Origin of the sequence: Oceanihabitans sp. IOP_32 (genome assembly GCF_009498295.1) — a bacterium.
In the GTDB taxonomy this organism is placed as follows: Bacteria; Bacteroidota; Bacteroidia; order Flavobacteriales; family Flavobacteriaceae; genus Wocania; species Wocania indica.
The window spans coordinates 211447-225950 of record NZ_CP040813.1; the positions used below are offsets into that span (position 1 = coordinate 211447).

Here is a 14504-nt window from a genome sequence, read left to right on the forward strand (position 1 = left end):
TCTTATAAGCTATTATCTTTTGTAAACTGAACAACTTCACTCAATTTCCCAAAGGCCATAGCCACAACCGTATCTGCAGCGCCATAATATATAGCTAATTTATCTTCTTTTATATCGTGTAAAGCCGCACACGGAAACACGACATTTGGCACATCGCCTGTGGTTTCGTATAACTCTGCTGGTCCTAATAAATAAGGTTGGGTTCTGTATTTTACTTTATCAGGTTCGTTTTCGTCTAAAATTGCAGATCCCATAGCATAACGGAATCCGTTGCAGGTATTAATAACACCGTGATAAATCATTAACCAACCTTCGTTAGTTAAAATAGGAATAGGTCCTGCGCCAATTTTGGTGCATTGCCAAGCACTGTCTTCAAAAGGTGTGGTTTTAAGTACACAACGGTGCTCGCCCCAATATTTCATATCTGGACTGTAACTTATATAAATATCGCCAAAAGGTGTATGACCATTATCGCTGGGACGACTTAACATGGCGTATTTACCATTTATTTTTTGTGGAAACAAAACGCCATTTCTATTAAAAGGTAAAAAAGCGTTTTCACACTGGTAAAATTCTTTAAAATCGAAGGTATATGCAATCCCAATGGTTGGTCCATGGTAGCCATTACACCAGGTAATCCAATATCGATCTTCAATAAATACAACCCGTGGATCGTACTTATAGTCCGATTCAATCATATCGGTATTGCCCGCTTGCATGATAATAGGTTCGTGATTGATATCCCAATCGATACCATTTTTACTAAAACCAGCAAAAATATTCATTTGTACCGCTTTATTATCACACCTAAAAACACCTGCAAAACCACCTTTAAAAGGGACTACAGCACTATTAAAAATACTGTTGGAAGTTGGAATATCATATCTATTTATAATTGGGTTTTCTGAATATCGCCAAATTACATCGTTGCAACCATCTGGTTTATCTTGCCAAGGAATTGTACTCATTATAGTTTCTTTTTTTAAGCCTCCTAACCCCAAAGGGTACTGAAGCGTTTAAATTATTTATTTTTGTTAATCTTTTCTCTATTCTCTATACCTTGTAATTTGTACTTTGTACCTTGTACTACTTTCTTTCTTCACTTAATTCGGAATTTTTCTAACTTTATCTAGCCATGTGAATTTCAAGATAATAGTCGTTATTAAAAACACACCTAAAGAAATAAATGCTTTTGGATAATCACGAATAATAAAATAGATAGGCAATACAATCATGCTAGATTGCCAAACAATCCCAATGGCACAATTTACCATATCTCTCCAAAACTCTGAATTTCGTTCTATTTTTTTATTGTCCTTCTTCAATTCTTTCAACACCGGTTTCCAAAATCCCCATGGGTGAACGTTGGCGTAAAAAGATTTCAGAACGTCCATATTAGTTGGTTTACTTAAATAGGTTCCTAGAAACGAACCTAATAATGAGAACCCGAAAATTATTGGGAATAAGAAAATAGCAGACATCTGCGCTAATTCAAAAAGCAGAGTGCCTTCCGTTAAATTGGCTTTATTTTGATCTAACAAAAACTGTAAACTGGCAACAACTAATCCAGACAACATACCCCAAAAATAGCCCCAACCATTAAATCGCCACCAAACCCATTTTAAAAAATTGGCAGCTACATAACCACCAAATAAAGAACTGGTAATCCATAAGGTTAATGAATTAATGGAGTCTGCAAAAAATCCCATAAAAACCCCTAAAGCAACTACCGAAAAGGATGCGATATGGCTGGCTTTAATATAGTGCTTATCGGTAGCTTTTGGCTTAAAGTATTTTTTATAAATATCGTTTACAATATAAGCGGGTCCAGCATTTACAAACGCTGAAAACGTGGACATAAAGGCAGCTAAAAGACCAGCTAAAAGTAATCCTTTAATGCCAACAGGTACGTGAAAATTAATCACTTGAGGTAATAGAATTTCTAAATCGCCACCAGTAAGATTAGGATTTGCCGCCATTTGAGGTGCCAAAACCACTAAAGCAATTACAACCACTCCTCCAATTAATAAATAGCGCGGAATAAACAATACTAAATTTGTAAAACCACTCATATAAGCCGCTTCTTTTACGGTTTTTGTTGATAAAATACGCTGCATATCAAAACTTGGCGTTGGTCCAGCGATGCTTGCAAAGAACCCTTTAAACAAGCTCATCCCGATTAAAGCACCAAACATTTTATAACCTTCAGAATCGACTAAATCATTAAATTTTTGAAATTCTGAATTCCAGTGTGTGTCTAATTCCCAATCAAAAAAAACAGTTTTCCATTCTTCGGTAATCACACTTGTAATTTCCATATCGCTAAAAGCAAAAAACGTGTATGCCGCAACTAAAACACCTGCTAGAACCATTATACCATACTGTAAAACCTCGGTCGCTACCACAGAAAACATACCGCCTTTTATAGTATAAATGGTAGTTAGCAAAATAATGATTAAAGCATAAGATTGTTCTGAAGTTAACCATTCTGAGTTGCCCACAAACAACGCTAAATCCCAAGGTAAAATAACGGTTAAGAATTTACCAACACCTTCAAAAAAGTAAGCAATAAAACCAATGGCAGCAACTACTGCAAAAAGTGCTACAATTTTGTGTGAAGCGCGACCAGCTTTGTCGTCGCCAAAACGGGTTAAAATCCACTCAGAGCCCGTCATGATATCCGAGCGTCTAATCCAAACGGCCAAGAACATCATAATAAAAATCTGGTTCCATATAGGCCACAACCACATGAGCATAAAACTCTTTGTGCCATATAGAAAAAGCCAACCCACCATTAAGGCTGTTCCAGAAATATCGAACATTCCAGAACCGTTGCTCAATCCTAAATAATACCATTTAATGGATTTACCACCTAGAAAATAAGAATCTAAACCTTTGGAGGCTCTTTTAGAAATCCAGATGCCTACCCACAATGTTAAAATGATGTAGATTGCAATAATTGAAACATCAATACTATTCATTTGTTGGTGGTTGTTAGTTGTTAATTATTGTTGATAATAGTTAATTTTAGATGCCCCAATTTTTATTAGGCTCAGGTCCCATAACAAAATGCAATGTGCCTCCGTTTAGTATCTCTTCATGTGAAATATTTGTGGTATTGAAAACCTTACCGTTTAAAGTCGCAGATTGTATATAGAAATTTTTATCTGAAACATTTTCTGCTTTAATTATAAAGGTTTTGCCATTTGGAAGATTGATCGTCGATTTCTCGAAGATTGGCGTTCCTATTTCATAGTCGCCCGAAGCCGGATTCATAGGGTATAAACCCACAGAACTCAAGACGTACCAAGCAGACATTTGTCCGCAATCTTCGTTACCACTCAAGCCGTTTGGCGTGGTATTGTATTGAGTATCCATAATATGACGCGCCCAATATTGTGTTCTCCAAGGTTGATTGGCATGGTTAAACATATAAGCGATATGGTGACTAGGCTCGTTACCATGCGCATATTGCCCGATGAGTCCCGTAATATCTGCCGAAATATTATCGCCGGTAATTTCAGAGCTTTCTGTAAATAATTGTTCTAAACGTTTTGTGAAGGTTTCGTTGCCGCCGTGTAGCCCAATTAAATCGGTAACGGCGTGTGGTACAAACCAGCTGTGTTGCCAAGCATTGCCTTCAGTATAATCAGTTTGTTCTCTGTGGTTAGAATGTTTTGGATCGAAGGGTTCGTTCCAAGATTTACCGTCTTCAGATTTACCACGCATAAAGCCTGTTTCATTATCAAATAAATACGCATAGGCCTTCGATCGATTTAAGAAAAATTGATAATCGTCATCTTTACCCAAGGCTTTTGCCATTTCTGCAACACACCAATCGTTATAAGCATATTCTAAGGTTATGGTCACCGACTCGTCTATTAACGTATAAGGAATATAACCGTATTTCTTATAATTAATCAATCCGCGTTCGTCTTGCGTCATGGTATTTTTCATTGCTTCGAAGGCTTTTTCGGCATCAAAACCACGAATCCCTTTTTTGTAAGCCTCAACAATAACAGGTATAGAATGATAACCTGTCATAGTATTGGTTTCGTTGCCGTATAAGGTCCAAACTGGCAATATTTTTTTAGTTTCGTAATAGGCTAACATAGAATTCACCATATCTGAAACTCTATCTGGTTCCATTAAAGTTAATAACGGATGTTGCGCTCTAAAGGTGTCCCAGAGTGATAAGGTAGAATATGCGGTGTAATTTTTTGCCGTAACAATGCTATCATTTTCTAATCGGAATTGACCATTTTTATCACTAAAAGTAACTGGTGCTAACTGCGCGTGATACATGGCCGTGTAAAAAATAGTTTTTAAAGAATCTACAGGAGTTTCAACTATTATGTGAGATAAGGCCTTATCCCAAATGTTTTCTGCTTCAAGTTTTTCTGCTTCAAAATTAAAAGTATCTGCCTCTAAATTGGCTTTTGCATTTTCTACACTTACTGATGACAATGCCACTTTGGCGTGTAATTCATTACTATCATCAGCATTAAAAAACAACTGTGAAGATGTTTTTGTACTTTCGGCAAAATCTTTATTGGATAGCTTACCGTCTTCATAGAGCTTATAATTTGCAATTGGTTTAGAGAATTTAGCAACAAAAAATACTTTTTGATTTTTAGCCCAACCCGTACTAAATCGATAACCGCTAATGGTATATTTGTCTTCAATTTTTATGGAGGTTTCTAAAGCTTTATCCCAATTAATGGCAAATCCTAAATTTATGACTACCGATTGTATATCGTCTTGATTAAAGGTGTATTTATGACTTGCTGTTCTTTTTGAAGTTGTTAATTCCACATTAATATTATGGTCTTCTAAAAATACTTGATAATACCCTGGTGATACTTTTTCGTTGTTATGATTATAAGCCGATTTGTAGGAAATACTATCTCTCGAGATTGGATTAATAGATAGATCGACTTCTTTATTTACGGGCATGAATAAAATATCAGCCAGGTCGCCAATACCCGTTCCACTAAGATTTAAATGACTAAAGCCAATAGCTATAGAATCTGAATAATGATAACCAGAACACCAATCCCAAGCACTAATGCCATTTACGGGGCTAACTTGCAACATCCCAAAAGGTACAGTTGCTCCAGGGTATGTGTGCCCATGGCCGCCAGTACCAATAAAAGGATCTACATAATCTAGCAAAGATGTTGTTTTAATAGGCTTATGCTCGGTTTTTTTATTACAGCCCATTATAAAAATTAGACTAAAAACTAGTACATATATGGTTTTCATTTACTTAAATTTTAAAATTAAAGATTTTTAAATGTGGTACTGTATTTTAAATCGTTTGCTTCTCGAAAGCCGTCTTTTGTAACCTGTATAGGAATGCAAGTAAACATCCATTTCCACGAATTTGTATCTTGTGGAATTTTCAACAAAACTTTATTCCAACCCTTTTTTAAGTTGATTTTTGTTGGTGCTCTATAAAAATAATCTTCGTCTATAAATGGAATTTCATCGGTTTTTGTACCTAGATTTGGTTGTTTCCAAACAGGTGGTGCAATTTCGATGTCATTCACCCAAATTTTTGGTTTTGTGGTATGCCAGTCGCCTTGATCTGGAAAAGGCCCCACTCGCCTGCCGCCAGATCTAGACCAACCCTGAAAACCTACCCAGAAATCTTGAACTCGGTCGTCTGGCGAATATATAGATGTGTAAGCGTAATACGTGCCTTGTTTTGCCTCAGTCACCGCAGGAAAACCAAAAAAATGCTTTAGATGAATGGTGCCACCCACATGAGAATCTGTCCAAGTAAATGGCTTTCCATTAATTTCATAAGATGATTTGATGTTTTTTTCTACAGGAAAAGACTTCTCCACATCACCACCGTGATTAAAAGGTCCTATTAATTTCCAATGCTTATCGGTTTGCCTAATATATTGAAACTCTTTGCCTTTAAAAAACAAATCTCTATGTGTTATTACCTTGTCTTCAAAAGCTTTAAACGCATTAAATTCCTGGGTGCCTTTTGCTGGCAGTTTAGCCCAATATTCTGGATAATCTTTTGCTCGACCGTTCCAAATAGCATCGGCGTAAAACACCATAGACGGATAAATAGGATTTTGAATTAAAATATCTCTTTCATCATTTATATTATTGTCTGGCCAAGCGGCTAAAATACCGCCAAGCGCTAAAGCATCGCCTTTAGGCTGTCTGGTAGGTTGCTGAAAAAACAGACGTGCCATACCAGCAAACGGGTCTAAATGATTGATGTAATTACTCCTAGAATCTATAAAGCGATGGCCTTTTCGGCCCTCATGATAGGCCCAAAGTTGGTTGATAGACGTAGAATCTCTTTTTACTACAATACCCTCTTTCCAGACAATAACTTCTCTATTGTTCTTTCTAATCAAATTCATGATTTCAAAAATAACATCTTGAGAAACACGCTCGTAATCGTTACGTACCTCGTCGGTTCCAATATGAATGTATGGCATGGTTTCGGCATCTGCTAAATTCATAAGCTCTTGAAACAAATCCATTAAAATGGGTTTTACTTTGGGGTCGCGCATGGCATCAATTTGCAAGGCCTTTCTAAAAGCGTCGGTGTGTCCCGGAATGTCAAACTCTGGAATGACCGTTATTTTTCTTTCCTTACAAAAAGCTAGAATGTCTTTAAAATCTTCTTGTGTATAATAATTACCTTTTTGTCTAGAGGTAGCGTGTTCTGCTTGTAACTCTGGATAGATTTTACTTTCTAATCGCCATCCTGGATTATCGGTTAAATGCCAATGAAACACATTGTACTTATACTGTGCTAAGACTTCAATTTGCTCTTTTAGTTGCCCCACCGATTGAAAATTACGACCTGTATCGTGCATAAAACCACGAATCTTAAATGCGGGCGAATCGATTATCTCCACTTTAGGTAAAACCCCTTTTTCATTTTTTTTTCTGAAAATCTGTTTTAAAGATTGAATGCCGTAATATATGCCTTTATCAGTATGAGCTGCAATTACTATTTTATCTGAAATGCTTAAGGTATAGGCTTCATCATTATTATTATTATTATTATTATTATTATCAACAGAACTGTTTTCTTTTATTAATTGAATCTTTAAACCATTTTCAGAAATTGGTATCCCCTTTGTTTTGAAAAATTCGACCACTAATTTTGCTTCATTTTCAAAACTGGAGCTTTCAATATTAATATCTTCAAAATGAAGCTCTTGATCACCAAAACGAATTTCTTTTGGTATTGGAATTATTGGGTATTTATCTTCAAGGTTAACGGCATTAGAGCCCACACATCCTGAAATAAAAACTCCGGTAAGTATTAAATAAATTATAAATTTAATTTTTGGTAAGGTCATTTTACAACTAATTTATTTTGTTAATCTAAAAACCACAACATCTCTGGCAGGCACTTCAATTTTATAATTAATATCGGTAGTCCCGATTACTTTATTTTGCCATAAATTTTTAACTGAATATTTTCCAGAAAACTTTTTGATTTGCAGTTTAGACCAATCCACTTCGTATTTTTTATTCTTAATTTCTCTATTAAATAAGCAAATAGCAATTTCACCATTGGATAGTGGTTTTTGCCAAACCTCGAAATTACCGTAGTCTTTAATCTTAAAACCTTGTTTACCCAAAGCATCTTGGTTTATCGCAATTAACTCTTTATTTGTTAGTATTTCTTGATCGCTAAAAGACATGGTTCTTAGGTCGTTCCCTGCCATTAAAGGTGCTGCCAACATAGCCCACATACTAAAATGTGCTCGGGCTTCGTTTATAGGCATGTTGTTACCAACGGCGAGCATATCGGGGTCGTTCCAATGTCCGGGTCCCGCATATTTTTCCAAGCCGACTTGCATATCTACTAAATCGGACCATCCAAAGAGGTTGCCATTTACATTACCATCAAACCTACCATTCATATCAATATCAAGAGTGGTTCGCCATAGATGTCCAACATCTTTTGCCCATTCCCAAGGTTTGTTCTCGCCCCATTCGCACATACTAAACACAATAGGTCTGCCTGCCTTATACAGGGCATCTCGCATTAATTTGTACGACTGTTTCGCATCCTGTCCTTCGGTAAAGCACCAATCGTATTTTAAATAATCGACGCCCCATTTGGCATAGGTTTCGGCATCTTTAAATTCATAACCTTTACTTCCAGGACGGCGTGCACAAGTCATTGTTCCTGCATCAGAATAAATACCAAATTTTAGACCTTTGGCATGAACATAATCTGCCAAAGCTTTTATACCCGAAGGAAATTTCTCTTTATCGACAATAATATAGCCGTTGTCGTCTCGTCCTATTTGCCAACAATCATCAATAACGATATACTCGTAACCCACATCTTTTAAACCTTTTTCTACCATGGCATCGGCCATTTCTCTAATTACCGTTTCATTAACGCCTTCACATTCAAAAGCATTCCAACTGTTCCATCCCATAGGAGGTGTTAAGGCGAGGTTCTCGAATTTTTGAGCATAAATATCTTTTGCTGATAAAAAACAGACTGTTAAAAATAGGTAAAATGCTTTCATTTGATGGTGTTTTTAAATTATCTAATCTGTGGTATTTGAAAATGTTGGTGCTGGTAAACCGTATTTATTTATAAGATTTGCACGAGTATAAGACGTGTAGCCATATCTCACGAATCTGGGTTTTGTAATCTTTTCTGACCAAACTATCAGCCTATCGCCTTTAATTTCAGCATTAGCTTTTACGAAAACTTTATCTTCTCCAGCTATTTCTAAATCTTTTACGGCAGAGCCATCAATGGTTTTCAAACCTTTACTGAATTTAAAATGGACTTCCAATTTGTCTTTTATCACATTTACAAAATCTAACAAAGGTCCCGAATACGCCACTGGTTTATTGTAAGATTTGGCTAAGGCGACTTTAGCTAATCGCTCACCAATAATCCATTTTTGTGTAGGATGCACGTCGGTTTTATGACCAACATCTAAAGATACAGCCATTCCAGTATTATGAATAGCTAATAATTTGCGCTGCGAGTCTCTAAAGGCACCCCAATTGGGACGGTTAATGCTACTCAATTGGGTATAATAAAAAGAAAGTTCTGGCTTGTTAAAATGTATACGCCAATCGTTAACTAACATTTTAAATAGTTGTGTATGTAAATCGATATGCTCTGTGTTCGATTCTCCTTGATACCAAATAACCCCTTTAAAATTGAAATCTCTAAGTGGTAGAATTCCTGTATCAAATAAAAACGTGGCATCGTAAGGATGTCTCGCTTTTAAATTTTTATTACGATTAAAATTTTCAGATTTTCTTTTAGACACCCAAGAGTCCATCAACGGATTTTGCCATGAATCATTAAGTAAACTAATGGTTTCGTGCGTTTGCTCCATGCGTTCTCTGCTTATCCAACTTTGTATGGGCGAGCCGCCAACAGCGTTACAAATAATGCCAACAGGCACGTTTAATTCTTTTTGAAGCTGATAAGCAAAAGCGTAAGCTACCGCAGAAAAATTCTTTATAGCGTCTTTATTATTGTGACTCCAACCAGAATATTTAAAATAATCGTTTGTACTTAAATGTGTTAACTCTTCATCATTAAATGGGTTTCCATGTAAGACCTTTGGATCCATGGAAAACACAAAAATTTTCGAATGGAGTGAGTCTTTTAAAACGGAAGATGCCGATTGCATTTCTCGCACTTTGAAATCCATATTAGATTGTCCAGAAGCCAACCAAACTTCGCCAATATACACGTTATTAAAATGAATGTTTTTTGATTGTTTTGATTGTATTTTAAGCGGATAAGGCCCGCCAGCTTTCATCGCAGGTAACGTAATTTGCCAAGCTCCATTTTCTGGTACTTTTACGGTTGCATTTTGATTATTTAAAGCAACCGTTATAACATCGTTCGCGTTGGCTGTGCCAGAAATAACAAGCGGTGCATTTTGTTGAAACACCATGTTTTCACCATAGTATTCTGGGAGTTTTAGTCCGCCAAAATTCCCAGTAATGGCGCTATATACTTTCTGTGCTATTACGGTAGCCCCTTGTTTTGTGGGATGTAAATGATCCGGGAAATATTCTGGATAACGATATAGGGGTTCATGCAGATTTATAATATCTACGCTTGCTTTTTTAGCAATGGTTTCGATTTTATCTTGAATGTCTTGAAAACTTTCACGCATACCCTCTTCGAACCAATGGTGCCCAGAAAAAGTAGGTGTCATTTTACAAATGATGACTTTAGGTTTTGATGGCAGATTTTTATAAATCGCTATCATGTCTAAATAATCCGAAATAAATTCGTCTTTATGTTTTGGCCAATTGTTATTGCCTTGATCATTTAATCCTAAATGGATAATTACAATTTGAGGTGCGAAGTCTTGAGATGCTTTAAATTCAGATTTATCCCAATAAGGTTTATGCCCATTTTTAAGCATGGTAGCGCCAGAGAATCCAAAATTGGCCACCTGATATTGGGCGCCGAGTAAATTTTGTAATTGGGCAGGGTAAGCATTGGTGGCTCTACCTTCAATACCAGCACCATAAGTCACAGAATTTCCAACGCAAGCCACTCTAATAGTTTGTCCGAAGCCCATACAAGTCATAAAAAACACTATAAATACACTGCTATTAATTATTTTACGAGACATGTTTTTTGTTTGAATTAAAACCAAATGGCATACTACTTTTCAGGTGTCCTTAATGTCTGGCTATCTTAAATTAACTTCTGAATAAAAAACAAATTGGGCGCTGACGAAAGGTTCAAATTTTTAAAAATGAATAGCATCTCGACAACGCCCAACTTAATAATAAAACCTATAAAATGAGAATTGTGTTATTCCCTTTTATGTGTGCGAACTAAAACTATTCTTGTTTTTTTGGTGCTTTATAGCTGTCTTTTCCATCGGTTAACCATTCTAATGAGAAGCTAACAAACTCATTGTTTTTGTATTCGTCCTTTTCAAAAAATAGACCTATATCACCGTTTTCCAAAATAGTTAAAGACGAGTAAGCCGATGAACCTGGATACACGGTCTTCCCTTCACTCCACGTTTTTCCTTCATCGTAACTAATACGAACAGACATATTTACACGCTTGTTTTTAGATTGGGCATTAGAAAAAAGTATTCTATTTTTTTCGTATCCATCTTCAATGGCTGTATATCGAATAATACTTGCATTACAACCAGGATCAATTAATTCTGGTACTGGATTGGTCTGCCAAGTTTTACCGTCGTCGTTAGAAGTATGTACATAACGTATGCCTTCTTTATTCACTCTGGCGTTAATCATTAAAGAGCCATCTGCAAGTTCAATAACCTTAGATTCATCAGCAGGTAAAACAGGTGTATCGATAAAATACCAAGTTTTACCATGGTCGTCACTTCCAAATAAGTGCAAACCGCTATTTAGGTTAACCATCGTGTGTAATAGTTTTCCTGAACGTGTTTGAATACCACGACCTGAAGTAATAAATTTAAAATCTTTATGCCATTCTGGCTTTGCAATTTGAGACGTGATATCTTCTGGCTCGCTCCAGGTTTTACCATTGTCTGAGCTCTTCATAACGTGTAAATAGTAAATGTCTTTTTCGGTGTCTAAATTCATGTAATTATAGAACATAAAAATATCGCCTGTAACTTCATCTACAATCATTGATGGATCGGAAGCCGATTTACCTTCTGGAAAATCGATCACCATCTCAATAGGTGTCCACGTTTTACCATTATCGCTACTTCTTCTAACAATAATATTAATATCTCTACTCCATTTTAAGTCACCACAATCTGGCACGCGCTGATCGATAGCGGCAATTAAATCGCCGTTAGGTGCTGTGACAATGGCAGGAATCCGGTAACAATTAACACCCTCTTCCATGCCTGCATTAAACAGTGCTACAAATTCTAAATCCTCTTTCTTGGGCTCATTATTCTCAACTCGCTCTGCATTCTTATTATCTTTACAAGATCCTAATAATACCATCATTAGTAATAAAACTGTACTTCTAATCATTTTTATTTATTTTGCTGGTTAATAATTATTTATTTTTGATTGGCTTCAATTTTTTCAAAAGACTGCCAACATTGATACATTGCTCTTGGTACATGGAAACAGCCTTTCCACTTACCCCCTTTTAAGTTTAATAAAACCTCACCCTGACGGTTTAAATAACCAAACCATTCGCCATTTTCTGGATCTGAAAAATGAGCCCAAGCGTAGTCGTGAACCTTATGGTACCATTTTAAAATTTCAGGGTTTTTAGTGTGTTCGTATGCTTTTGCAAGTGCTACTAAGGTTTCTAAATGTACCCACCACAGTTTTTGGTCCCATTCTAATTGCTGAGGGGGATGTCCTTTGGCATCCATAAAATAGAAAATGCCATCATATTTATCATCCCAGCTATAGTCTAGAATTGTTAAAATCGTTTCGGTAGCTTTATCAATAAGAGCTTGGTCGTTTTTACGTACACCAATATCTATCATAAACCACATGGCCTCAATGCCATGTCCTGGATTTAATAAACGTCCATTAAAACTGTCATGATGCTCGCCGTTTGGTAAAACATTTTCAAAAATTAAACCTGTTTTTTTATCTAGGAACACCTCCATAACTTGATGGATGCTGTAATCTATAGTTTTTTCTACTTCTTTTGGGTCTAAAATGGCCTCTAATTCCAGTACCAAATTAGATAAAATCATAGGAAGTGAAAATCCAACTAGTGGTCTTGTATCGGTATTTTTTTCGTACTTACCTTTTGGATTCTCGATTCTATTTAAAATATTAAAATAGGTCTTTTTGGCAAGTGCTTTTACCTCCTCATCACCAGAAGCTATAGCATACTGACTAAACGCCATAGCCGCAAAGCAATCTGAAAATATGTTATAAGCTTGCACTAAGGGTTTACCATCGGCCGTAACAGAAAAATAAAAGTCTCCTTCGCTGTTCATGCCGTATTTACGCAAAAAATCTATACCATTCTTAGCAATGGCCAACCAATTTTCATTTTTCTCAACTTTGTTGTAAAGCATTGAAAAAGTCCAGGCTTGTCGCCCTTGAAGCCAAATAAATTTATCGGTATCATAAACATCTCCCTTAGTGTTTAAACAGGTAAAATAACCGCCATTTTTTTGGTCGATAGAGTGCTTTTCCCAAAATGGAATCACATCATTAAGTAACGTATCTTTATAAAGTTTAGAAAAATTCATGTATTAGAGATATTTTAAAAATTATCTTTAGTTTTTGAATAAAAAAATTGTATTTTTATATGTCAGACATAATACAAACATAAGGAATTATCTATTTGTATAACGTGTTTTACAAAATAAATTACATGAAAACAAACCTCAAAAAAATAGTACCCATAGAAAACTTATCGCTTGTAGATAAAGTAGAGCTTCGATTAAAACAATATTTTAAAGACAATAATTTAAAAATCGGTGATCCTATACCGAAAGAATTAGAGTTTGCATCAGCTTTAGGTGTAAGTAGAACCGTTATTCGAGAAGCGCTTTTAAGATTGAGAACCATAGGTGTAATAGAGTCCAAAAAACGAAGTGGGATGGTGCTAACTCAACCTGATATTATACAAAACTTTGAAAAAGCTATTCAATACAATTTACTAGGAGAAGAAGCCTTAGTCGATATTTTCGAGCTCCGATTGATTTTAGAAATGGGTATGGCCGATTTATTATTTGCTAGAAAAACCCCGGAAGACATTGCTGTACTAGACAAAATTGTTTCTAAGCAAGAAAAAGAAGAACAAGATACCACAATTTTTAGTTTAGAACACGAAATTGCTTTTCACGGAAAATTATATGAAATGTCTCGCAACACGACATTACAGCGGTTTCAAAACCTTTTATTGCCTGTTTTTGAATATGTACACGACAATATGCCAGAAGGTGCTAAAGATTATAAATATTCTAAAGGAGAGTTTGTCACACATAGGGATTTGTTTAAAATATTAAAAGACGGCGATGCGGCAACATTTAGAGAAGCCATGCGAAATCATCTTGAACCGCACTTTGATCGTATTTTAGCCATGGTTAAACTATAATTTTTTCGGTATTGTCTTTACAAAATCGCACATGAAGTTATTACTATCGAGCAAAAGCCGAAAAGAGTTAAGGATTTTTATTCGGGATACGGTCTTCTACTAAAGTACCCTAGAAACGCTAAAACTTATTGTTTTTTAAGATTTAACTGGGCGCAATGATATCTCGCATTATACCAATACCCAATTAACCATGTCATGTCGCCTATAATTCGTTTACTCACATCTTTCTATTTTATAAATAGGTGTTCATGATGCGCTTCGAAGTTCTTTTTCGTCTGTATTTTAGTACAATACAAAACCACTTTGGCTATGCTTTGATTTTAGCTCACGCCCATATTATAGTAAAATAACGAGTTTGTGAATCTGCGATTTCAATCTCATCTGAGCAAAAAATAATTCAAATTAACAATACGAAATTTAAAAATTAAATTGGTATTATCTCGTAAACACTTCCATTCAAAAC

Annotated in this window: 9 protein-coding genes; 1 reads left to right on the top strand and 8 read right to left on the bottom strand. The window is 35.7% G+C overall.

The features are described from left to right. Window positions 1-2 precede the first annotated feature (2 nt). The 8 genes from FEZ18_RS00885 to FEZ18_RS00920 form a co-directional block, all read right to left on the bottom strand. Window positions 3-968 (bottom strand): glycoside hydrolase family 130 protein, encoded by a 966-nt coding sequence (locus FEZ18_RS00885; protein WP_153266567.1) that lies wholly within the window; start codon window positions 966-968, stop codon window positions 3-5. A 135-nt stretch (window positions 969-1103) separates the two neighbouring features. Further along, window positions 1104-2981 (bottom strand): sodium:solute symporter family protein, encoded by a 1878-nt coding sequence (locus FEZ18_RS00890; protein WP_153266568.1) that lies wholly within the window; start codon window positions 2979-2981, stop codon window positions 1104-1106. A 46-nt stretch (window positions 2982-3027) separates the two neighbouring features. Continuing rightward, window positions 3028-5265 carry a GH92 family glycosyl hydrolase gene (locus FEZ18_RS00895; RefSeq protein ID WP_153266569.1) on the bottom strand — a complete coding sequence of 746 codons (2238 nt, stop codon included), beginning with the start codon at window positions 5263-5265 and terminating at the stop codon, window positions 3028-3030. Between the two features lie 17 nt (window positions 5266-5282). Next, on the bottom strand, window positions 5283-7346 hold the full coding sequence (locus tag FEZ18_RS00900) for a family 20 glycosylhydrolase (protein ID WP_153266570.1): 2064 nt from the start codon (window positions 7344-7346) through the stop codon (window positions 5283-5285). Between the two features lie 12 nt (window positions 7347-7358). Beyond that, on the bottom strand, window positions 7359-8537 hold the full coding sequence (locus FEZ18_RS00905; protein WP_153266571.1) for a glycoside hydrolase family 27 protein: 1179 nt from the start codon (window positions 8535-8537) through the stop codon (window positions 7359-7361). 21 nt (window positions 8538-8558) lie between these two features. Further along, complete coding sequence (locus tag FEZ18_RS00910; RefSeq protein ID WP_153266572.1) at window positions 8559-10634, bottom strand: GDSL-type esterase/lipase family protein; 2076 nt, start codon at window positions 10632-10634, stop codon at window positions 8559-8561. Window positions 10635-10848: 214 nt separating this feature from the next. Continuing rightward, window positions 10849-11997 (bottom strand): sialidase family protein, encoded by a 1149-nt coding sequence (locus FEZ18_RS00915; protein ID WP_228122805.1) that lies wholly within the window; start codon window positions 11995-11997, stop codon window positions 10849-10851. Window positions 11998-12026: 29 nt separating this feature from the next. Continuing rightward, window positions 12027-13190, bottom strand: coding sequence for an AGE family epimerase/isomerase (locus FEZ18_RS00920; RefSeq protein WP_153266573.1), 1164 nt, complete (start codon window positions 13188-13190; stop codon window positions 12027-12029). Window positions 13191-13315: 125 nt separating this feature from the next. On the opposite strand from FEZ18_RS00920, the gene FEZ18_RS00925 reads away from it, so the two are divergent. Then, window positions 13316-14041, top strand: coding sequence for a FadR/GntR family transcriptional regulator (locus FEZ18_RS00925; protein ID WP_153266574.1), 726 nt, complete (start codon window positions 13316-13318; stop codon window positions 14039-14041). Window positions 14042-14504: the final 463 nt, after the last annotated feature.

What these genes read in the sequence shown, in the direction of transcription:
- FEZ18_RS00890 (WP_153266568.1), bottom strand. Translation starts at nt 2,981, where the DNA reads ATGAATAGTATTGATGTTTCAATTATTGCAATCTACATCATTTTAACA.
- FEZ18_RS00900 (WP_153266570.1), bottom strand. Translation starts at nt 7,346, where the DNA reads ATGACCTTACCAAAAATTAAATTTATAATTTATTTAATACTTACCGGA.
- FEZ18_RS00920 (WP_153266573.1), bottom strand. Translation starts at nt 13,190, where the DNA reads ATGAATTTTTCTAAACTTTATAAAGATACGTTACTTAATGATGTGATT.
- FEZ18_RS00885 (WP_153266567.1), bottom strand. Translation starts at nt 968, where the DNA reads ATGAGTACAATTCCTTGGCAAGATAAACCAGATGGTTGCAACGATGTA.
- FEZ18_RS00925 (WP_153266574.1), top strand. Translation starts at nt 13,316, where the DNA reads ATGAAAACAAACCTCAAAAAAATAGTACCCATAGAAAACTTATCGCTT.
- FEZ18_RS00910 (WP_153266572.1), bottom strand. Translation starts at nt 10,634, where the DNA reads ATGTCTCGTAAAATAATTAATAGCAGTGTATTTATAGTGTTTTTTATG.
- FEZ18_RS00905 (WP_153266571.1), bottom strand. Translation starts at nt 8,537, where the DNA reads ATGAAAGCATTTTACCTATTTTTAACAGTCTGTTTTTTATCAGCAAAA.
- FEZ18_RS00895 (WP_153266569.1), bottom strand. Translation starts at nt 5,265, where the DNA reads ATGAAAACCATATATGTACTAGTTTTTAGTCTAATTTTTATAATGGGC.
- FEZ18_RS00915 (WP_228122805.1), bottom strand. Translation starts at nt 11,997, where the DNA reads ATGATTAGAAGTACAGTTTTATTACTAATGATGGTATTATTAGGATCT.